The organism is Halorubrum marinum (assembly GCF_048381195.1).
Classification (GTDB): Archaea; Halobacteriota; Halobacteria; order Halobacteriales; family Haloferacaceae; genus Halorubrum.
Map to the genome: position 1 here is coordinate 296,831 of NZ_JBLWMM010000001.1, position 19,605 is coordinate 316,435.

At 65.3% G+C, this 19,605-nt stretch carries 15 protein-coding genes; 9 read left to right on the top strand and 6 right to left on the bottom strand.

The features are described 5' to 3' along the window. Together ACNSN4_RS01520 and ACNSN4_RS01525 are read right to left on the bottom strand one after the other, a co-directional pair. Window positions 1–1,317, bottom strand: a complete 1,317-nt coding sequence (locus ACNSN4_RS01520; protein WP_418284000.1) for a cobyrinic acid a,c-diamide synthase — start codon at window positions 1,315–1,317, stop codon at window positions 1–3. Next, window positions 1,314–2,369 carry a nicotinate-nucleotide--dimethylbenzimidazole phosphoribosyltransferase gene (locus ACNSN4_RS01525; RefSeq protein WP_418284350.1) on the bottom strand — a complete coding sequence of 352 codons (1,056 nt, stop codon included), beginning with the start codon at window positions 2,367–2,369 and terminating at the stop codon, window positions 1,314–1,316. Before ACNSN4_RS01525 ends, ACNSN4_RS01520 begins: the two co-directional genes overlap by 4 nt. 229 nt (window positions 2,370–2,598) lie before the next feature. On the opposite strand from ACNSN4_RS01525, the gene ACNSN4_RS01530 reads away from it, so the two are divergent. After that, complete coding sequence (locus ACNSN4_RS01530; RefSeq protein ID WP_418284001.1) at window positions 2,599–3,594, top strand: hypothetical protein; 996 nt, start codon at window positions 2,599–2,601, stop codon at window positions 3,592–3,594. Further along, on the top strand, window positions 3,591–4,400 hold the full coding sequence (locus ACNSN4_RS01535; RefSeq protein ID WP_418284002.1) for a mechanosensitive ion channel family protein: 810 nt from the start codon (window positions 3,591–3,593) through the stop codon (window positions 4,398–4,400). Before ACNSN4_RS01530 ends, ACNSN4_RS01535 begins: the two co-directional genes overlap by 4 nt. A 405-nt stretch (window positions 4,401–4,805) precedes the next feature. Here the strand turns inward: ACNSN4_RS01535 and ACNSN4_RS01540 are convergent, their stop codons facing one another. Together ACNSN4_RS01540 and ACNSN4_RS01545 are read right to left on the bottom strand one after the other, a co-directional pair. Further along, window positions 4,806–6,800 carry a type II secretion system F family protein gene (locus tag ACNSN4_RS01540; protein ID WP_418284003.1) on the bottom strand — a complete coding sequence of 665 codons (1,995 nt, stop codon included), beginning with the start codon at window positions 6,798–6,800 and terminating at the stop codon, window positions 4,806–4,808. Continuing rightward, the gene (locus ACNSN4_RS01545) at window positions 6,797–9,118 is read right to left on the bottom strand and encodes a type II/IV secretion system ATPase subunit (RefSeq protein ID WP_418284004.1); all 2,322 of its coding nucleotides are present in this window, start codon (window positions 9,116–9,118) and stop codon (window positions 6,797–6,799) included. The genes ACNSN4_RS01540 and ACNSN4_RS01545 overlap by 4 nt, the downstream gene beginning before the upstream one ends. A 240-nt stretch (window positions 9,119–9,358) precedes the next feature. On the opposite strand from ACNSN4_RS01545, the gene ACNSN4_RS01550 reads away from it, so the two are divergent. The 6 genes from ACNSN4_RS01550 (at window position 9,359) to ACNSN4_RS01575 (ending at window position 17,471) form a co-directional block, all read left to right on the top strand. Further along, complete coding sequence (locus tag ACNSN4_RS01550) at window positions 9,359–10,345, top strand: bile acid:sodium symporter family protein (protein WP_418284005.1); 987 nt, start codon at window positions 9,359–9,361, stop codon at window positions 10,343–10,345. Window positions 10,346–10,417: 72 nt separating this feature from the next. Next, the gene (locus tag ACNSN4_RS01555) at window positions 10,418–11,458 is read left to right on the top strand and encodes a zinc-dependent alcohol dehydrogenase family protein (protein WP_418284006.1); all 1,041 of its coding nucleotides are present in this window, start codon (window positions 10,418–10,420) and stop codon (window positions 11,456–11,458) included. Window positions 11,459–11,534: 76 nt separating this feature from the next. Continuing rightward, complete coding sequence (locus ACNSN4_RS01560; protein WP_418284007.1) at window positions 11,535–11,702, top strand: hypothetical protein; 168 nt, start codon at window positions 11,535–11,537, stop codon at window positions 11,700–11,702. 270 nt (window positions 11,703–11,972) lie between these two features. Further along, window positions 11,973–15,017: a surface glycoprotein gene (locus ACNSN4_RS01565; RefSeq protein ID WP_418284008.1), complete on the top strand. Its 3,045-nt coding sequence runs from the start codon at window positions 11,973–11,975 to the stop codon at window positions 15,015–15,017. 4 nt (window positions 15,018–15,021) lie between these two features. Beyond that, on the top strand, window positions 15,022–16,437 hold the full coding sequence (locus tag ACNSN4_RS01570; protein ID WP_418284009.1) for a PGF-pre-PGF domain-containing protein: 1,416 nt from the start codon (window positions 15,022–15,024) through the stop codon (window positions 16,435–16,437). 122 nt (window positions 16,438–16,559) lie between these two features. Further along, window positions 16,560–17,471, top strand: coding sequence for an HpcH/HpaI aldolase/citrate lyase family protein (locus ACNSN4_RS01575; RefSeq protein WP_418284010.1), 912 nt, complete (start codon window positions 16,560–16,562; stop codon window positions 17,469–17,471). A 276-nt stretch (window positions 17,472–17,747) separates the two neighbouring features. Here the strand turns inward: ACNSN4_RS01575 and ACNSN4_RS01580 are convergent, their stop codons facing one another. Continuing rightward, the gene (locus ACNSN4_RS01580) at window positions 17,748–18,035 is read right to left on the bottom strand and encodes an amphi-Trp domain-containing protein (RefSeq protein WP_418284011.1); all 288 of its coding nucleotides are present in this window, start codon (window positions 18,033–18,035) and stop codon (window positions 17,748–17,750) included. 173 nt (window positions 18,036–18,208) lie between these two features. On the opposite strand from ACNSN4_RS01580, the gene ACNSN4_RS01585 reads away from it, so the two are divergent. After that, window positions 18,209–18,940: an ATP-grasp domain-containing protein gene (locus ACNSN4_RS01585; protein WP_418284012.1), complete on the top strand. Its 732-nt coding sequence runs from the start codon at window positions 18,209–18,211 to the stop codon at window positions 18,938–18,940. Between the two features lie 284 nt (window positions 18,941–19,224). Here the strand turns inward: ACNSN4_RS01585 and ACNSN4_RS01590 are convergent, their stop codons facing one another. After that, the gene (locus ACNSN4_RS01590; RefSeq protein WP_418284013.1) at window positions 19,225–19,593 is read right to left on the bottom strand and encodes a VOC family protein; all 369 of its coding nucleotides are present in this window, start codon (window positions 19,591–19,593) and stop codon (window positions 19,225–19,227) included. Window positions 19,594–19,605 lie beyond the last annotated feature (12 nt).

Here is a 19,605-nt window from a genome sequence, read left to right on the forward strand (position 1 = left end):
TCACAACCGGTCACAGAACGCGTCGAACGCCCCTCTCTCGGCGTGGACGTGCGCGTACGTTCCGAGCGTTCGGTGTTCGATCAGCCCGTCGCGGTCGCCGTCGATCCCCTCGCCGCGCTCCACGTCGAACGCGAACCGAGCGTCGTCGTCGACCGTCGCCGAGGAGTAGTGGAACTCGTGGCCGCGCAGGGTCGTCCCGGTCGCGGCCGTCGGGCCGTCCCGGGTCGCGCGCAGTTCGACGTGGTCGAGCGCCTGATACCGCTCTCGCATCTCGACCGCGGCCGGCAACACCCCGGCCATCGCGTGCGTGTCGCCCTCGACGGTCGTGAGCGACTCGGCGAGCGCCATCAGCCCGCCGCATTCGCCGAGGACCGGGACGCCGTCCGCGGCCGCGTCCGCGACGTCGTCGAGCGCCGGGCTCTCGGCGAGCGACGCGGCGTGAAGTTCGGGGTAGCCGCCGGGGAGGTAGACGCCGTCGCAGGGCGGGAGGGGGTCGCCGGCGGTCGGCGCGAACGTCCCGACGGTCGCCCGCTCGCGCAGCCGCTCGATCGTCGCCGGGTAGACGAACCGGAAGGCGTCGTCGCGGGCGACGGCGACGCGGGGGGCGTCGTCGGTCGACTCGGTCGGATCGGCTGACTCGGTTGCTCCCGTCGCGCCCGCCGGCTCCCGCGCGACGTCGACCAGTCGGTCCGTCCGGAGCCCCTCCGCGGCCGCGTCGAGCGCGTCGTCGTCGATCGGCGACTCGTCGCCCATGTGGAGCCCGAGGTGGCGCTCTGGAACCGTCAAGGCGTCGTCCGGTCCGACCCGACCGAGGTACGCGATGTCGTCCGGCAGCGCCTCGCGAATCCCTCGCTCGTGTCGGCCCCCGTGTGCGCGCTGGGCGACGACCCCGGCCACGTCTATGTCGCGGCCGGCGCGTTCGGCGTACGCTTGGAACCCCAGCGCGGTCGCGGCGACGCTCTCCATGCCGGCGCTCGCGTCGACGACGAGGACGACCGGGAGGTCGAGCGCCTCGGCGACCGCGGCGGTACTCGACCCGTCGCCGTCGTACAGCCCCATCACGCCCTCGACGACGCAGATATCTCCCTCTCCGCGGGCGTAGTTCCGTCGGAGCCCCGATTCGCCCTGAAGCCACAGATCGAGCGTCCGCGACGGGCGTCCGGCGACGCGAGCGTGGTGACTCGGGTCGATGAAGTCCGGACCGGCCTTCGCGGGCTGGACGTCGAGCCCGGCGTTCCCCAGCGCGCGGACCGTCGCGAGCGTCGCCACCGTCTTACCGACGCCGGAACTGACGCCGCCGAGGACGAACCCCTTCATACCGTTCCCTCCCGCTCGGCGAGCAGCCGGTCGGTGATCGCCGCGACGCGCTCGCGCACGTCGCTCGCGGGGACGTCGGTACGGTCGGCCAGCGCCAGCGCCCCGCCCATGCCGACGCCCTCCTTCGCCTCGCCGCGGGCGTACGCTCGCATCGCCGGGTGGTCGCTCTCGTCGAACGCGGGGTCGGTCGCGGTCACCGCCAGATCGAGGTCGTCCGCGAGCCCCGTCACGTCCGCGGTCGGATCGTCGGCGACGAACGCGGTCGTCGACAACGTGAGTTCGCCGTCGACGCCGGCGTGTCGCGCCAGCGCCGCGACCGTCGCCATCTGGGTGCCGCCGGCGAGGGTCACGTCGATTCCCCGCTCGGTCGCGCCGACCACGAGGCCCGCGGCCGCGGCGAGCACCGGATCCCCCATCAGCCGGATGGCGTCGACAGGAGCCCCGGCGCAATCGCCCGGACCGAGCCCGCTCGCGGCCAGCCCCGCTTCGACGACTCGGCGCTTTCGCGCGAGCGGGTTCGTCGCTAGCGACGAGGAGACGCTCGGCCGCTCCCCGAGCGCGGTCAGCACGCCGAACGCGGTCGTCGTCCCCCCCGGAATCGTCTCGGCGACGAACAGCTCGTCGGGGGCGTCGCCCTCTAGTCCGGCGATCACGTCCGGCACCGTCTCGCGCGCCCGCTCGAAAATCGTCTCGGCGTCGGGCACCGGATTCGCGTCGCGAACGTCACCGCCGGGGCTCGCGTCCGTCTCGTACACCCGCAACGACGCCTCTGTCGGCACTGCGAGCCCGGCGTCGACGCCGACGACCTCGACGCCGGCCAGCTCGCGGACGGCCCGCGTCACGACCGCCGGCGTCGGACAGCCCGACGGGCTGACCGGGACGGGAGAGTCGGGTGCGGGGCGACCGTCGGCGACGATCTCGAGGTCGGCGCTCGGCGTGTGTTTCCGGAGCGCTGGGTCGGCTCCCGCGGCGCTAATCCCGTCGATCGCGGCGGTTTCAGTCGTTCCGGCGACGACCGCGAGGGTCACGTTCTTCACGGCGCACCTCCGGATAATCCGCGCGGTCGCCGCCGCTCGCCGACTCCACTTCGGGCGTGCCTGCCAGCGGGTCGCCGCCGTCCGTCGGTCGCTCGCTCGATGATAACCACTAGCGGTTGGTTATCACAAGTTGACTTTAATCGCTCGGGATCCGAGGCTGGCCCGGAGTCCGTCGCGGCCTTATAACTTCGACCAGCATCGCTATCGTTGATTTATAACCAGCTGGACGTAACTGTGAGATATAATGACGGATAGTGCCGTCGAAAGGAGACGTCGGGGACCGGACGTCGATGTCCCCACGCTCCTCGGTGACGACCACGAGGCGTTCAACGCGGTCCTCTCGGGCGAGGAGGCCGGGCCGGTTGCCGTCGTGGGCGATCCCTTCTCCGGACGTGGGTCCGTCCTCGACCGTGCTGTCCGGGATCTGGACGCAACCCGGGTTAGCCTTGACCCGGGCGACGGGATTGCCCAAACCCGGGCGGGGATCAACGGAGGGCCAGTTGTGATAGAGGGCTGTCAGCACCTGTACGAGCGTTGCATCGGGGGATTCGAGGCGTTGTCTGCGTTTCTCGACGACCTGGCGAGCGTCGATGCGACAGTGGTGACCGGCTGGAACCGGTACGCGTGGGCGTACCTCGCGGCGGTGCAGGCCCTCGACCGGGAATTTCCCGTGACCGTCGAGATCCAGCCCCTTCCCGCAGAACGGATCGCGGAACTCGTGCTAGATCGGTACGACGTGATGCCGACGTTCGTCGCAGACGACCCCGACCGGGGCGGCTTGGTCGTCACGACGCGCCACGAGATTGACTGGCGGGACTGGTCGGTATCGGTGCCGGTCCCTACGTTGAGCCCAGTTGCCGTCAAGGACCTGTTTTCGGATGGAAATATGGGTCCAAAGGACGTAACGTTCGGCCGGCTCGCTGCGGTTTCGAACGGGAACCTCGGCGTCGCCACGGCCATCTGGGAGGCCCGGCAGGGGCCAGAGGTGCGCCCGAGCGACGTGAGCGTCCCCGCGTCCGACCGGGACCTGGACCGCGAGGAGGCGTTCTGCCTGCGGATCGTACTCGCGAAAGAGCGAGTCAACCGGGAACAGCTCGCGGGAATTGTTGACGGACTCGACCGGGTTCTCGGGCGTCTCGCGCGCGACGGCCTCGTTACGGTCGAGGGCGATATCGTGGAACTGGTACCGGCGGCAGTGCCGGCCGCCGCGACGGCGACCGAACGGAGGCGGATACTGTGACCGCGCTCCAGACGCTGGTAGACCTGGGGATCGCCCAGGAGACGCTCATGAGAATAGTGGGCGTACTCGTAGCCGCGTACCTGGCCACCTGGGTCGTCGGGTACGTACTCACGGCGGTCGCCGAGCGCATTCTCCGCTGGCAGATCAGCATCAAGATCTTCATTCCAATCGCGCGGGTTCTCATCTTCGGAACCGCGGCGTATCTGGTCCTGGGACCGTTGCTCCAACTATCGACCGCACAGTTGCTCGCAGTGTCGGGGCTGTTCGGGGCGGCTTTAGGGTTCGGCCTAAAGGACCTCTTCGCGGCGATAATCGGTGGGCTGGTGCTCGTCACCGAGCGTCCCTACCAAGTCGGTGACAAGGTCACCATCGACGGCGACTACGGCGAGGTAACCGACATCAACCTCCGGGCGACGACGCTGAGGACGCCCGACGACAGCGCCGTAAGTATCCCGAACGCAACGATGTTCACTGGGAACGTCTCGAACGCCAACGACGGCCAGCCGGAGATGATGGTCGTCGTCGAACTCGCGGTCACCGCCTCTGCCGACGTCGAGCGAGCGAGTGCGATCGTCAAGGAAGCCATGGTGACCTCGAAGTACGTCTACGTCGACGAGGACCATCCGTTCACGGTCCTGGTCGAGGACGAGTCCTACTATCGGACGATTCGCGGCAAGGCTTATGTGGCCGACCTGCGCGACGAGTTCGCGTTCGCCTCGGACGTGACAGAGCGCTCGATGGCCGCCTTCGTCAGCGAAGGGATCGAAACACCCGAGGCGCCCATTCGCGTCTCCGAACACCGCTGACTCCGCGTGTCGCCTGTCGGTTTCGCCCGACCGAAGCGAGTATCTCGAAGGTCGATTCTGGGGCTGATAACCTCTCAAGCCGGCTAGATCTCACTCGTCGTAACGGCGTAGTTCACGCTCTATCACCTGAAACGAACACCGGCTTCTGCTGAACTCACCCGCTGGGCCCTGTTTAGACGCGATTCAGACTGTCCTCTACAAGCATTATCCAGACAACGAGACCGGTCAAGAACCACCCACGAACTGGTTCTGTTCACTCGCTATAGCCACTAACCGCAGCTTTCAGGAGCATGTGAACAAGGCTCACCCGCTGTATTCATCAGAGGATCTCTATCAACTACTGAGAATTTCAACGGGCCAAAATACCAAAAATCTGATTGTCGACCCCGCTCCCCGAGCGGCCGCTCACACCAACCCGCCCAGCGTGAACACCGCGTAACAGAGCGTCACGAGGAGTCCCGAGTGGAGCAGCGCCGCGTACCGCCCGCGAGAGGCGGTGCCGGCGAACCATCCCGACGCGAGCATCGTCGCCTGCGTGACGACGTACAGCCGGAAGCGCTCCAACTCGGGGTGGACCGTCTCCGGCTCGACGACGAACTCGGCGGTCGCGGCGAGGTCGGCCAGTCGCGCGGCGTCTATCACCTGCGTGTTGACGACGGCGACGACGGCGGCGACCAGCGCGGCCGCCGCCCACCCGACCGCGACGTACGGATGCATCGACGAGCGCAGCGCCCGCTGCTCGCTGTACAGCTGTCCCACCTCGATCCGGAGCGTCTCGAAGACGGCCTCGGCGTCGCTTCCGGCGTGTAGCGCGCCGGTGACGAGCCCGAGCGTCCCCTCGGCCAGCGGCGTCCCGACGCGGTCGACGAACCGGTCGATGGCGGCCGCGCGGACGTCGGTCGGCGCGTCCTCGCCGCGGTCGCCGCCATAGCCGCCGTCGCCACGTCCCGGAGCCCCCGTCGCGGTCGTCGACCGGAGCGCGAACGCGAGCGCGGCCACGTCGTCGTCGAGCACCCCGAGGTCCACCTCGCGGGCGACGGCGGCCACCGCGTCCGGGAACGGTCGGCCGTGCGCGACGTGGCCCGAGACGGCGTGGACGAAGTCGGCCAGTTCGCGGTCCTTCGCGTCGTCGATCCGCGTTCGCCTCCCGGCTACGATCCCGACGGGAACTGCGAACGCGGCGTACGCGAGTAGCACGACGTTGACGAGGGTGTACTCCGCGAGCGCGAGTCCGACCGCGAGGAGGAACGCCGGCGGCGCGACGATCACCGCGGCGCTCGCCGGATTGGATCCGAGGGAGACGACGATTTCGCGGGGGGATCCCGGCAGGTCGTAGCTGGCACGCTGGTTCGGCGGCCGGAGCGTTCCCACGGCGACTGCGCCGCCGAGTCCGAGCGCGACGAGAAAGAGCACGGAGCCGTAGAGGACGACCGCCCGCGTCGGCACCACCCCGACGGGGGTGTCCACCGGCGGGAGGAACTCCGGAATCACGACCGTCAGCGCGGTCGCCGCGATGACGAGCAGCGCCGGCAACACCAACACGGCGACGAACAGTTCGGTGAGCAGCTCGAGGAACCGCCGCGCTCGCTTGCGCGCCCGGTCCTGGCGGTGCGCGAGCATCCGGCTCTCCGTTCGGAGGTACTCCGCGAGCGCCGCGTCACCGGTCGCCGCGTGCTTGCGGAACTTCAGCAGGAAGGGTGCGAGCAGCTCTCGCGAGGGCGTGTCGCGCGCGACTCGACGAAGCCCCTCGTCGAGGCTCCCGGCGAGGTGTGCGGCGTTGAGCGCCTTTCGCAGCGAGGTCGCGGTGCCGCCGTACGCGTCGCTCGCGGCGGTCTTCTCGACCATCTTACGGGGACCGTCGCTCCCGGAGGCGAGCAGTTCGAGGTACCGGACCGCGGCCGGGAGCGTCCGCTCGATGTCCGTCCGGCGCGTCGCCGTGAGCCACCGGAGGTGGAGCCCGCCGAGCCGGACCGTCGTTCGCTTCGCGACGATGCCAGCGATCGCGGCGACGGCGACGGCGACTGCATCGGGCGAGCGCGACGCAGCGGCCACCGGCGGGACGCCGCCGAGTCGAGCGTCGACCGCGGCGAGCAGGGCGGGCGCACTTCCGGCCGCGACCAGCAGGGTCGGAACCATAACCCCCACGGAGACGACCCACGAGAGCCCGTACACCCGGGCGAGGTACGTCTCGAACCCCGTGTCGAGGGCGGTTCCGCGGTACCGCTTCCGGTCGGCGTCGTGTCGCCGGTCGCTCGCGTGGCGCGCGAACAGCGCGTAGAGCACGCGGTCGACGACGGAGAACCGACCGGACCGTAGGAAGCCGTCGGTCTCGGCCGCGTCGAGCGCGGTCGACCCGCCGCTCGCGTTTCGAGCCGCGTCGGACAGCGGCTCTCCGCTCACGGTCGCCCCCCTCGGTCAGCCGTTCGGGCCGCGCGCTCGACGGTCGCCGCCTCGTCGGTCCGGAGATCCGCGAGGAACTCGAACAGGTCGTCGAAGTCGTCGACTCCATCGCGGACGAGATACTCCACGTAGCGGTGTTTGGCGGCGAACTCCGTCTCGACCGCGTCGACCTCGCGGTCGGTGCGGTCCGCGATCCGATCGAACGCGTGGTGGCGCGGGTCGCCGTCGCGCCGGAGCGACTCCGAGTCGTCGGCTCCCGGTGCGCCCGGGAATCGAAACGCCCCCTCGGAGTCGCGCCACGCGAGGGTGTTGTAGTGCACCGTCTCGCCGCCCTTGTCGACGACGCCGGCGCCGCCGTGTTTCGAGTTCCCCGTGGCGCTCCGCTTCGCCTCCGGATCGAGCGCCGCGTACTCGTCGGCCGAGAGCAGCTCGACCGCCCGCGAGACGTACCGCTCGCCGTCGATCTGCTGCGGAAAGACGACCAGATCGATCTCCCGGAGGAGGTACGGCGGCAGCCCCCGTTCTATCACCCGATTGGCGAGCGCTTCGACGTCCTCGGCGTGAGTGGTGCCGATCACGCCGTGTCCGGTGTTCAGCGTCTCGGCGAAGGTGTCGAAGCTCGCGGGGGTGTTGATCTCCGCGATCACCTCCACGTCGGGGTTCAGGTAGTTAGCCTCCGTCATCAGCTCCGCCATGCTCACGGCCTTGTACGCCTCCTCGTGGTCGCGGGTCGTGAGCGAGACGCCGGTCTCGTGCGGGAGGTGGACCTCCCGTGACCCCTCGTCGATCGAGACCGGTCGATCGTCGAACGGGATGAACGGCGTGTGCGCGTTGAGCAACGTCGTCTTCCCCACGCCCGTCGGGCCGGCGAAGAGGACGACCCCGCGGTGTTCGTACAACAGCCACAGCAGGGTGACGAGCTCCGTCGAGAGGCTCCCGCGGTCGACGAGGTCGACGGGCGTCAGCGCGTCGGCGCTCTGTTTGCGGATCGAGACGTGCGGACCGCCCTCGGAGATGACCGGGAGCGCCACCGCACACCGGACGGTCTCGTCGACGCCGTCGAGGTCGAGGTTCACCTTCGCCGAGGGGGAGGAGGCGTTGAGCTCCGTGCCGTCGCGGGCCGCCAGCCCGGTGACGACGTTGACGAACGTCGTCTCGTCGTCGAACGCGAGGTTCGTCGGAACGCGGGTTCCCGTCCCGGCGAGGGGGTGTCCAGCTCCGCCCTCGTCGGATCCCGACGCGCGGAGGACCGACGCTCGCGGGATCACCTTCACCCGCTCGCCCACGCGGTTGGCCTCCACGTCTTCGAGGTTCGGATCGCGGATCGGCACCGTGAGGATCCCCTCGCCGACGAAGTCGCGGAGGACGTAGTACGCGAGGTCGTCGAGCCGGTCGTGGGCGTACCGCGAGTCGACCGGCGGGACGGCGAGGCCGCGCTCGGCGAGCGCAGACCGGAGGCGGTGGGTCGCCGCATCGACCCACGCGCGGGTGTTGCGCGCGGTGAGTCGGCGCGAGAGGAAGCGTCGGGCGTGGGCCGCGACGAACGCCTCGCGGTCGTCGACGACGCCGTTGACGGTCGTCTCCCAGATGCGCTCCTTACACTCGTCGATCAGCGCCTCGTCGCCGGGGAGGAGATCGGGTTCGAGCACGGCGTACTTCGTCTCGAACGCGTCCGAGCCGAGCAGGCGCTCGCGGTAGACGACCACGTCGACCGAGAGCCCGGCGAACCCGACGGCGTACTGCGCGAGCCGCTCGGCGGCGACCCGTTCGACGTACCCGGCGTCGACGTCGATCCCCGTCTCCAGCGGTGCGAACGTCTCGGTGTGGACGACCAGCTCGCGCTCGTCGCCCACGTCGGCCACCTCGATTCGGTCGTCCAAGGCGAGCGGCGTCACGTCGCCGAGCAGCCGGAGGTCGCGCAGCGCGTGGTAGTCGATCCGGCGGCGGGCGGCGGCGCTCGCGTCGAGCAGCCGGTCGAGCGCCTGGGCGTACTTCGGCTCGAATCCGGCCGCCGCGCGATCGACGACCCCGACGCGGGTGAGCGGTCGGCGGTGACGAACGGCGGAGAAGTGCTCGCGGACGCGGTCGAGCGCACGTTCGTCGTCGGTCGACAGCGGCGGCTCGCGGACGTCGTACCCGAATCGACCGCCGTCGCGCTCGCGGACCGTCGCGACCACGCCGGGGGCCGACTCGTACTGCGCGCGCACGTCCGTCGCGTACCACGCCTCCGGGTCGTCCGGCGGAACGGGGGCGGGGACCGTGCCGCTCGGACCGTCGTCCGCCTCGTCGACGATCCGGAGCGTCGGCCCGTCGCTCACGGCTTGCCCCCCCGACTCGTCGATCGATTTCCCTGTCTCACTGCAACGTAGCCCCCCGTCATCGTCTGTTCACTCCTCGCTGACCGTTGCCGCGTTTTAATCGTTCTCTTCTCAGATAGCTGTTGTTTCGAAACGTTGCAACGAGAGCCGAATGTAGCCCGAAATATTCGGTCATCTATTATTTCGAAAGTGTTGCACGATCGGGTGTGTCTTTTTATTGCTGATCCGAATCACGACGAGATGACCGCCATGGACCGATTAGAGCAGGTGGGTACGTTCACGAGCAAGTACTTCGTCGTCTGGGTGCTCCTCGCCTCCGGCGCTGCGCTCTATGTGCCCGACTCGTTCACGCCGATCGCCGCGTACATCACGCCGTTGCTCGGGCTCATCATGCTTGGCATGGGGCTAACGCTCACGCCTGACGACTTCAAGCGTATCGTCGAGCGACCACGTGACGTGTTTATCGGCGCAGCGGCGCAGTGGCTCGTGATGCCAACGCTCGCGTACGTGCTCGTCGTCGCCCTCGGTCTCCCGTGGGAGGTCGGCGTCGGACTGATCCTCGTCGGCGCAGCACCCGGGGGAACGGCCTCGAACGTGATGACGTATCTGGGCCGCGGCGATGTCGCCCTCTCGGTGACGATCACGACGGTGACGACGGTCGCCGCACCGCTCGTGATGCCGGCATGGGTCGTGCTCCTCGCTGGCGAGCAGATCACGGTGACGTTTGCGGAGATGGCCGAGACGATCGTTCTCATCGTCCTGATCCCGGTCATCGCCGGACTCGTCCTGCGACTTCTGCTCGATCGGTACGCGCCGACGGCGGCGAAGGCGGGGCTCTCCGTGTTCCCGGCGATCAGCGTCGTCGCTATCGTCGCCATCGTCGCCGCGGTCGTCGGACTCAACGTCGAGGAGATCCTCACCGCGAGCGCGCTCGTGGTCGTCGCGGTCCTCCTTCACAACGGACTTGGGCTCGGTGCCGGCTACGGAGTCGGCAAGCTGACCGGGATGGCCGAGGACCGCGCTCGCGCGTGCGCGTTCGAGGTCGGGCTTCAGAACAGCGGGCTCGCCGTCGCGCTCGCGGTCGCCTTTTTCGACCCGATCGCGGCGCTGATCCCGGCGCTGTTCAGCGTCTGGCACAACGTGAGCGGCCCGGCGCTGGCGACGTACTTCACCTATCAGGACGGCGAGCCTATCTCCGAGTACGAGTCGGCCGTAAGCGCGGACTGAGGCGGCGGTCGGCGCGGATCGAGGCGGTGGTTCGACCCGGGCGCTTTTCGTACGCCCGCCGGAAGCATACCTATGCGCGCAGCCGTCTTCAACGAGCCCGGCGAGATCGGCGTCGAGGAGCGACCGCGGCCCGAGATCGAGGCCCCGACCGACGCGATCGTCCGCGTGACCCACACCGCGGTCTGCGGCTCCGACCTCTGGTTCTACCGCGGCGACAGCGACCGCGATCCCGGATCCCCGGTCGGTCACGAGCCGATGGGGATCGTCGAGGAAGTCGGCGACGACGTGACCTCGGTCGACCCGGGGGACCGCGTGCTCGCGCCCTTCGCCATCTCCTGCGGCGAGTGCGAGTTCTGTCGTAAGGGCCTCCACACCTCCTGCGCGAACGGCGACTCGTGGGGCGGTGACAACGGGGGCGGCCAGGGCGAGTACGTCCGGTCGACGCACGCCGACGGCACCCTCGTCCGGGTGCCGGACCGGTACGCCGCCGACGAGGACACGCTCCGCTCGCTGCTCCCGCTGACCGACGTGATGGGCACCGGTCACCACGCGGCCGTCAGCGCGGGCGTCGAGGCGGGTTCGACGGTCGCGGTGATCGGCGACGGCGCGGTGGGGCTCTGCGGCGTGCTCGCGGCCCGGCGGCTCGGCGCCGAGCGGATCATCGCGGTCGGCCACCACGAGGACCGGCTCGAACTCGCCGAGGAGTTCGGAGCTACCGAGACCGTCTCGGAGCGGGGCGAGGCCGCTGTCGAGCGAATTCGCGAGCTCACGTACGGCGGGCCGAATCACGTCATGGAGTGCGTCGGCGCTGCGAGCGCGATGAACGCCGCCATCGACGCGATCCGCCCCGGCGGCACGATCGGCTACGTCGGCGTTCCCTACGGCGTCGACGAGGAGGGACTGGACGTGTTCGGGATGTTCGGTGACAACGTCACGCTCGCGGGCGGCGTCGCCCCCGTCCGCGCGTACGCCGAGGAGCTGATGGCCGACGTGTTGCAGGGCACCCTCGACCCCGCGCCGATCTTCACCGAGACGGTCGGCTTGGAGGCGGTCGACGAGGGGTACCGCATGATGGACGAGCGGGAGGCGATCAAGGTGCTGGTTAAACCGTAGAAACGCCGGTTTCAACCGCCCTACCCGCCTTACCGACGTAATCCTTATCACTACACAGTTCGTGATACTTGTTGTCATGTGTCATCACAATGTCGAGACGCGTTCGATCGAGGAGATCCGAGAGCGTCACCGGTCCGGCGAGGCGGACGAACGGCTCGACGAGTCCCCCCACGTCGAGGTCGAGGAGGAGCCGGCGGACGACGCGGAGCCGCCGGCCGAACCGCGGACCCCGGCCGACGACTGACGCGGTCGAGACCGAGTTCGCCTCAAACCCCGACGATTTTATACGAAAACTGCCGGGATAGCGGCTGTGACGGGATCGCCGTCGCGAGCGGGCTAACAGGCATTTCAGGTCCATCCTGAATATATTCTGGGTGGAGCAGACGGTTTTCTGCCGGCGAATTACTACCCCCGAACGGCTCTTTCGATCGGTATCTCCACGACGGAGTACGGCGATTATGCACATGCTATACGACGCACAGACGGAAGTCGCGAACCGAACGGTGATCGATCGATGACGCACGGGCAGGCTCGCGCGGTTTTCCTCGCCGCGATCATGGTCCTATCGATGGTCGCGATGGGGGCGGTGTTCGCTGGCGGCGCAGCCGCGGATGAAACACAAACGTTGGTCGTCGGAGACGACGCCGAGTACGATACGATCCAAGGAGCGATCGACGATGCGCATCCGGGAGATACGATCGCTGTTCGAGACGGGACGTACGACCCGTTTGACCGGGTCGAGACAAATGAGTTGACTATTACTGCCGAGGAGGGTTCGTCACCGGTAATACGGGCATCTGCAGACGACTTCTCTGCCTCGAGTCGCATTGTCGACATAAATGCTGAGGAGGTTGAATTCTCCGATATCCGGGTTGAAGGCCCCGAACGGGGAGTCGGCGTCGGCGTTCGCCTAGGGAACGACAAGAGTACCGACGGGAGCGTCGTTTCGGGGGTGACTGTTAGTAACGTATTGACAGGGATTCAGACCGGAGAGACCGCGACAAACGCAAACATAGTCGATAATGACGTCTCCAATGCGGTCGTCGGTATCAGTCTCCAAGCAGATGGGTCGACCGTCCTGCGAAACACCATCTCCGGCATCGAAACTGCCGGAGAGTACCCTGCTGAGGGTATCGGCGTTGTGAAAAGTGACCACACTCTCGAAGAAAATACGATCAGCAGCGACTCGAGCGCCGTGGATATCCGGTTCTACAACGACGAGGTTCCAACGGTCAATGACGACGACTCAGGGAATGAGATTTCGGTCGCGAACACCGTCCTTGCCGAGTCTGGTGTCGATTCTGTCGAATTCTATGACTCGAGCCACCTGTACGACGGATCGGTAACGATTAATAACACGGCGTATGCGACCGTTCAGCAGGCGACTGACAGCGCCGAGTCTGGTGCTGTCGTCGAGGTCGAAGCCGGAGTGTATCCCGGACCGATCGAAATTAATACTGCTGACGTAGCGATCCGCGGCACAGACGAGCAACTCCCCGTAATCGAGGGTGGGGTCATCGTTGACGCTGACGGCGTCGCAATCGATAGGCTTGAGATCGAGGGAACAGACAGGCCCGCAGTACGAGTCTCGCAGGATACGATGGCATTTAGCTTGACAGACAGTCATCTTCGAAAAGGAGCAGGTGACAATCGTCACGCGCTTCTGTTTGAAGGCGGCCAAGCAGGCCACCTCGTCGACTCAAACACATTTGAGAATCAACAAGATGCGAGTGGGAACCCGATACTCGCCTACGTAAACGGTGATACCAGCGTGGGTACTTCATCCACTGGCGTCGATTTCGTCAACAACACGTTTGTCGGCGAAGATCTCGGCGATGGACTGGCTCTCGGTCACGAGGCTGACGACAGTGAAGTCTCACACAACACGTTTGCAGTATCCAGTGAGTTCGGCCAAGTGGAGCTCTTCGGAGAGAACGCAGTTGTCCGAGACAACCGATTCGTTACCGAAGAACTCGACAGCGGTGCATTCTACATAAGGGATGCCGGACAAACACTTGAGCAAAGCGTACTCTGGAATAATGAGTTCGCCGGTGGAACGATCGTCGATAACGCTCAAAATGAACCAGTAACGGTTTTCAGCACTATTGACGATTCGCTTACGTCGATTGAAAAGCACGGCGTCGTCTTCGCATCTAGTGGTTCATTCACCGAAGACGTGACTGTCTCGACGCGGAACATCACTCTCATCGGTGTCGGTGATGAGACCGTCATCAACGGGCTCGTGCAGATCGACGCGGAACAGTCGTCACTTGTAAATGTCGCCGTTAAACCGGATCCATTCCATCGGCCGGACGGTGACCGAATTCCACCGACTGAGAGACAAGCCATCCTGATCACCGCCTCGGACGCTGGCGTGTACGACAGTACCGTCGACGTCTCACTCGACGCAAACGGTGACTTTGAAGAAGTGAACGCGATCCAGGTGTTCGGTGGCGAGCCGATAACCGGCGTTCAGATCGTCGACAACGATATTACCGGAACCGCGACCGGCTACGATGTCGCCGGAGTCGTGGGTGTGAGCGATCAGGCCGAAACAACGGAGACCGTGGTCTACAACAACTCGATCGACGTCGATAGCGAGGGCTACTCCTTCGGCGTCGTAACGCGTGCGAGCGGTGGAGACAACGTTGACGAGACGCCTGAGTCCATCGTCATGTACAACGACATCGATGCGACCGCCGACGCCTACCCCGGCGTCGGATACGGTATCGAGAGCACCGAAGAAGCACAGGTCAACGCGGATTCGCAGATCGTCAAAGACAACACGTTCGGTGATGTCGACTCGATCCAACATAAGGCCGACAACGGCGCCCTTGATATCACCATGAACGAGTGGGAAGACGTGGATAATGTCTCCTTCCTCACCGAAAGCTTCGACAGTTCTGTCGAAGATGGCGGCGAACTCGTCTACGATCCGTTCCTAACATCCACCCCCGATCCGAACGACTTCACCCCACCGAGTGAGCGAACCGCCTTCGGCCACGACCTCGTCGTCCCCGCCGACGGCGGCGTTCACTCCGTCGCTTTCCCGGCACCGGTCGAAGGGACTGTCAGCGAAGTATTCGACGATTTCGACGGGACGGTCTACGCGTACGACGGCGACGACTGGGTGACTGGTGAGACGATAGCCGACGAGGAAATCGGCGCGCTCGACGCGTTTGCGGTATCCGTCGACGAGAGCGGAGACGACCTCCGGATCACCTTCGAGTACGCAGACGGTGACTCGGACATCCCGTCCATGACGACCGCAGATCTCGACACCGGCTGGAACTTCGTCGGTGCGCCGAACGGCGGCGAGGCGAGCGAGGCGTTCGCGCCCGCGACCGCCGACGTCACCACGGTCGTCGACGCGCTCGGCGGTCCGGACCCACAGACCATGCCCTACGGCCTCACCGGCTCCGGCCAGGTGGCAAACCCGAGCACGGTCAGCCCGTTCCAGGGCTACTGGGTGTTCGTGACCGACGATGGCAAACTCGGCGCGACCGTCCCGGTCGACCCGACACAGGAGACCGAAGAGGGCGCCCTGACGGGCAACTAAGCCAATGAACGCCACACGCGCGCTCGGTCTGATCGCACTGATTGTTGCCCTCGTGGGCCTCGTCACCGGCGGTGCGGCGGTCGGCGGCGTCGCGGCACAGGGCGATGGCCCGCCGTCCACCCCCGCAGCCTACTACGGGCAGGTGACGGTCGATGACGGTGACGTCCCCGCTGGCCTGACCGTTGAGGCGGTCGTCGACGGAGAGGTCCGCGACACGATCGAGACCGACACCGACGGCTCGTTCGGCGGAGTGGGCGCGTTCGACGAAAAGCTCACCGTTGAAGGGGTGTCTGGTGCGACCGTAACCTTCCGGATCGGCGGTGCGGTGGCTGGCACCACTGAATGGGAGTCTGGTGCGAATGAGGAGGTCTCACTCGCAATCGGCGAGGTGCCGAGCGATCCGGACGACGGCTCGGACCCAGGCGATGAAACCGGACCCGGTGACGAAACGGATCCGAGCGACGACGGCTCCGTCCCCGGCGGCGATGACGATGTCAGCGATGCTCCCGGTGATACCGGCGGCTCCAGCGGCGCGGGCGGATCGCCGTCGACGGACGACACATCGGCGGGCGATCAGCCTGCAGATGATGTCGTCGACCTGCCAGACGGTACCGAGGCACTTGGCCTCGAGACCGCGTCGACCGTGGTCAGCGAGGACGGACAGACGAGCTCGGTCGCCTTCGACGGGGAAACCTCTGTCGACGGAATTGAGTTCGGTGGCGCTGTCGAGGGCGATGTGGACGTTACTGAGCTCGACGCGGCATCCGCAATAACCGGCCCGGCACCCGGCGCGTCAGTCTCGATTGTGGAGATAACTGTTCCCGACACGGCACGCGACACGCCAGCGACAATCCGGACCGGAGTCGACGCGGAACACCTCGACGAGGCTGGCATTGACGACGCCGACCTTCGGCTCTCTCGTTACGCGGACGGCGAGTGGCAGGGACTAGAGACGACGGTCATCGACCGCGACAGTGATCGCGTCGTGATCGAGGCGGAGACTCCGGGATTCTCGATGTTTGCGCTCTCGGCCGTCAGTGAGCCCGAGGCGGCTATCACTGCTGGGGCCGACCCGATCGATGTCGACCAGTCGGTCACGCTCTCCGGACTCCAGTCCACCGACGAGCACGGCGAAATTGTCGCCTACGAGTGGGATATCGCCGGTGAGACGGCGACCGGGAGTACGACAGGTGCGTCGTTCGCGACACCGGGCGAGTATGACGTGACACTCACGGTGACGAACGACGCGGGTGAGACCGACACGACAACCGACACGATGACTGTGGCTTCGACCGGCGACAGTACGCCTACCCCGGTCGAAGAGCCCGGGTTATTCTCGACGCCGACGCTCGTCGCCGTCGTGATCGCGCTCCTGATCGCGCTGGGTATCGTCGCGGTGGTCCGACGCGCGGATAGGTAGCCAGCCAATCGGCGGCTGCTTTTTGTCCGCTCGCAACAAATTCACTCGGTTCCGACTCGTAGAAAAAACCCCCGCGTGAGGTAGCTTTATTTTCATGGACGAGCGTGATAGATCCGCTACACATGAGTGACGTTACCCTTCGTCGAACGCAGTTGGCGACGCCCGCGAGCGACGAGAAGATGATGCACTCGGCGGCCGATAGCGACGCCGACGAGGTGTTCCTCGACCTGGAGGATTCGGTCGCACCGAACGCGAAACCGGCCGCCCGAGAGCCGCTTATCAAGGCGGCTCGCGAGGAGGACTGGAGCGACAAGATCCTCAGCTTCCGGATGAACGGGATCGACACCAAGTGGTGGTACGACGATCTCATCACCGTCGTCGGCGAGGCGGGCGAGCACATCGACGACGTCATCGTTCCGAAAGTCAAGTCCGCGAGCGACATCCACACCGTCGAGAACCTGCTCGAACAGGTCGAGGTGAACAACGACCTGGAGGTCGGCGCGATCGGCCTCGAACCGCAGATCGAGGACGGCGAGGGGATGCACAACGTCCACGAGATCGCCCACGCCTCCGACCGGCTCTCCTCGATCATCTTCGGGCCGGGCGACTACTCCGCGGCGATGGGGACGCCCGGACTCGACATCGGCCAGTTCCCCGAGTATCCCGGTCACTACTGGCATCACGCGCTCTCCGAGTGTAACGCCGCGGCGAAGTCGGCCGGTCTCCCGTGTCTCGACGGCCCGTACGCGGACATCGAGGACGCCGACGGGTTCCGCGAGTCCGCCGAGAACGCCAACATGATCGGCTGTGACGGCAAGTGGGCGATCCACCCGTCGCAGATCGAGATCGGAAACGAGGTGTTCGCGCCGGACCAAGAGACCGCGGACCGCGCGAAACGCATCGTCGACGCCTACGCCGAGGCGATGGAAGAAGGCAAAGGGGCCGTGAGCGTCGACGGGCAGATGGTCGACGAGGCGACCAACAAGATGGCACAGGACATCGTCGAAACGGCCGAGGCGGCCGGCCTCCTGTAGTCGGCCGGTCGCGGTTCACCCGTTCGTCCCTTTTATGTCGGCTCAGTTCGCGTATACCGGTTCAGCCGGCGCTGGCTTTGTTGAAATCCTCCGCAAGTGATCTGTTTTGACCCGTTCGTGGTCAATACAGGGGACACGTGTATTAACCGATCCCGTGAATTACTCGACACCTGTCAAGAATGGCATACGAGATGCAGAGGATGAAGTCAGCACAGAGGATACATTTGTTCAAGATCTGTTCCCCTGAATCACCTGCTCAGCGCGCGTGCGGAGTGACTACTCGATTTCTAACTGACGACTTCCGCCACCCTCCTCACCCTCATTCTCGTCCCATTCGAGTTTGAACTCGATGCTTCGTTCAGTCATGTTGCCAGCCGGGCCTTCGCGTTCAGCTTTGAGTTCGAATGTCGGTCGGGCAGGGGGATTCAGCGTCACAGATTCGGAGCCTGCTTTCAGCTTGATAGCGTTACCGCTGTCGAGATTGTCTGCGACTTTCCGAAGGTACGATGCAATCTCTTCTCGGCTCTGGTCGCTCTCTGATTTGAACAGAACTTCTTCAGGCATACGGGAGATGGTACAAGCCTGCACCGATAAAATTCGCCCGCCGTATTGAGTGGATAGGACTGGACGGTGTCTTCACACCTGTTGGGCCATCCTCCATTCATCATGCCTGTTACTGAATCGCTACACACCCGAATGCTATTCAAATTCGCGCTTGAACACCACAGTAGAGCCGTATGGTAAGTAATCGAGGCATCGGTATCCTGTGTCAAGAGAGCAAGCCGGTGTTCCGCGGCGTAGCCGAGCGTCTTCGGAATGCAGGCTTTCAGGTTCGATTCTTCCATCCCCAATCACCGCTCTCACCAGAACAGATCGCCGACCTCTCGTTGATTGTTAATAAGAAGACACTCCCGAGTGCACTCCCAACTCTCAGGCATGCTCGACGGACGGGGACAGTGCTGTGGAACAACTTGCAGGCGTTGATTTTGTTCAGTTCACGGCTTGTCGGTCTTCGAGCGCTTTCGAAAATGGGATTTCTCACACCCGAAGTCACTTTTGAGAAACCTGATGGCGAGTACGTCGCTAAAGGCTACTACATCTGGAACGACGAACCCGAACTCAACGGCGAGGGAGATTTCTATCAGGAACTGATCCCGACGGAACCAGTCGATTACAAGTATTATGCCGTCAACGACGGGTCAAAAATACACGTCGCGGGGAGGCGCGTTACCTCGAAGCTCTACGGGGAGAAACAGTTCATCGGCCAGATAGAGATCAGGCCAGCACTTGCAGCGTTGATGCGAGAACTTGTTGAACGATTTGATCTTCGGGGTGTCGGGGTTGACTTGGTTAAAGATGACAACGGCCAGTATTGGGCTGTCGATGTCAACCTCGCAGCTGGATACCGGAACACTGGACTGGAGCCTGCTCTCACCGAATCGGTTATTTCGAGCCTACCAAGCAAATAAAAGTAACTGCCACTTCGGGACGGCGTCCACTCTGTTGAATTACTGGCTGAAATTGTAACTCATAGTGTCTTTCAACAAAGCAGTTTGACCGACCACGCCGGAACAACCGACGTGGTTGTACTGAAGACGCGCACTGTATCTTGCACGGCTATCAGAACATATCCTTGAATTGGCAGAAATCTCAGTACGTAATAGGCGCTCTTCAGCGACCCGCTCTTTCCGACGAAAAGCTGTCCAAAAATAAGGTTTTGGCGGACCCGTCCGTGTATAAACGCTCCCTCTCGCTACAACGGCTCGATCAGTTCGACGACGTGCCCGTCCGGGTCCTTGATAAAGGCGGTGCGCGCGCCGGCCTCCGGTTGGTCGCCCGGCTCTTTCACGACGCCGTGGTGGTCGATCCACTCGAACGCCGCGTCGATGTCGTCGACGCCGACGGCGACGTGGTCGTATCGGTCGCCGTCGTCGCTCGGCTCTTCGCCCTCGGTGTCGGACAGCTGGAACTCGACGCCGGCGTCGTCGGCGACGTACACGTTCCGCGTGTCGCCGTCGGCGGTCGTGAACTCCCAGGAGCGCTCGAACCCGAGCTGCTCGACGTACCAGTCGGCGGTGCGGTCGGCGTCGGCCACGTTGAGACACGTGTGGAGTATCTCCATGAGACGACGTGT

Coding starts and splice junctions, on each gene's coding strand:
- ACNSN4_RS01520 (WP_418284000.1), bottom strand. CDS start 1,317: ATGAAGGGGTTCGTCCTCGGCGGCGTCAGTTCCGGCGTCGGTAAGACG.
- ACNSN4_RS01530 (WP_418284001.1), top strand. CDS start 2,599: ATGACGGATAGTGCCGTCGAAAGGAGACGTCGGGGACCGGACGTCGAT.
- ACNSN4_RS01550 (WP_418284005.1), top strand. CDS start 9,359: ATGACCGCCATGGACCGATTAGAGCAGGTGGGTACGTTCACGAGCAAG.
- ACNSN4_RS01555 (WP_418284006.1), top strand. CDS start 10,418: ATGCGCGCAGCCGTCTTCAACGAGCCCGGCGAGATCGGCGTCGAGGAG.
- ACNSN4_RS01560 (WP_418284007.1), top strand. CDS start 11,535: ATGTGTCATCACAATGTCGAGACGCGTTCGATCGAGGAGATCCGAGAG.
- ACNSN4_RS01565 (WP_418284008.1), top strand. CDS start 11,973: ATGACGCACGGGCAGGCTCGCGCGGTTTTCCTCGCCGCGATCATGGTC.
- ACNSN4_RS01570 (WP_418284009.1), top strand. CDS start 15,022: ATGAACGCCACACGCGCGCTCGGTCTGATCGCACTGATTGTTGCCCTC.
- ACNSN4_RS01575 (WP_418284010.1), top strand. CDS start 16,560: ATGAGTGACGTTACCCTTCGTCGAACGCAGTTGGCGACGCCCGCGAGC.
- ACNSN4_RS01580 (WP_418284011.1), bottom strand. CDS start 18,035: ATGCCTGAAGAAGTTCTGTTCAAATCAGAGAGCGACCAGAGCCGAGAA.
- ACNSN4_RS01585 (WP_418284012.1), top strand. CDS start 18,209: ATGGTAAGTAATCGAGGCATCGGTATCCTGTGTCAAGAGAGCAAGCCG.
- ACNSN4_RS01590 (WP_418284013.1), bottom strand. CDS start 19,593: ATGGAGATACTCCACACGTGTCTCAACGTGGCCGACGCCGACCGCACC.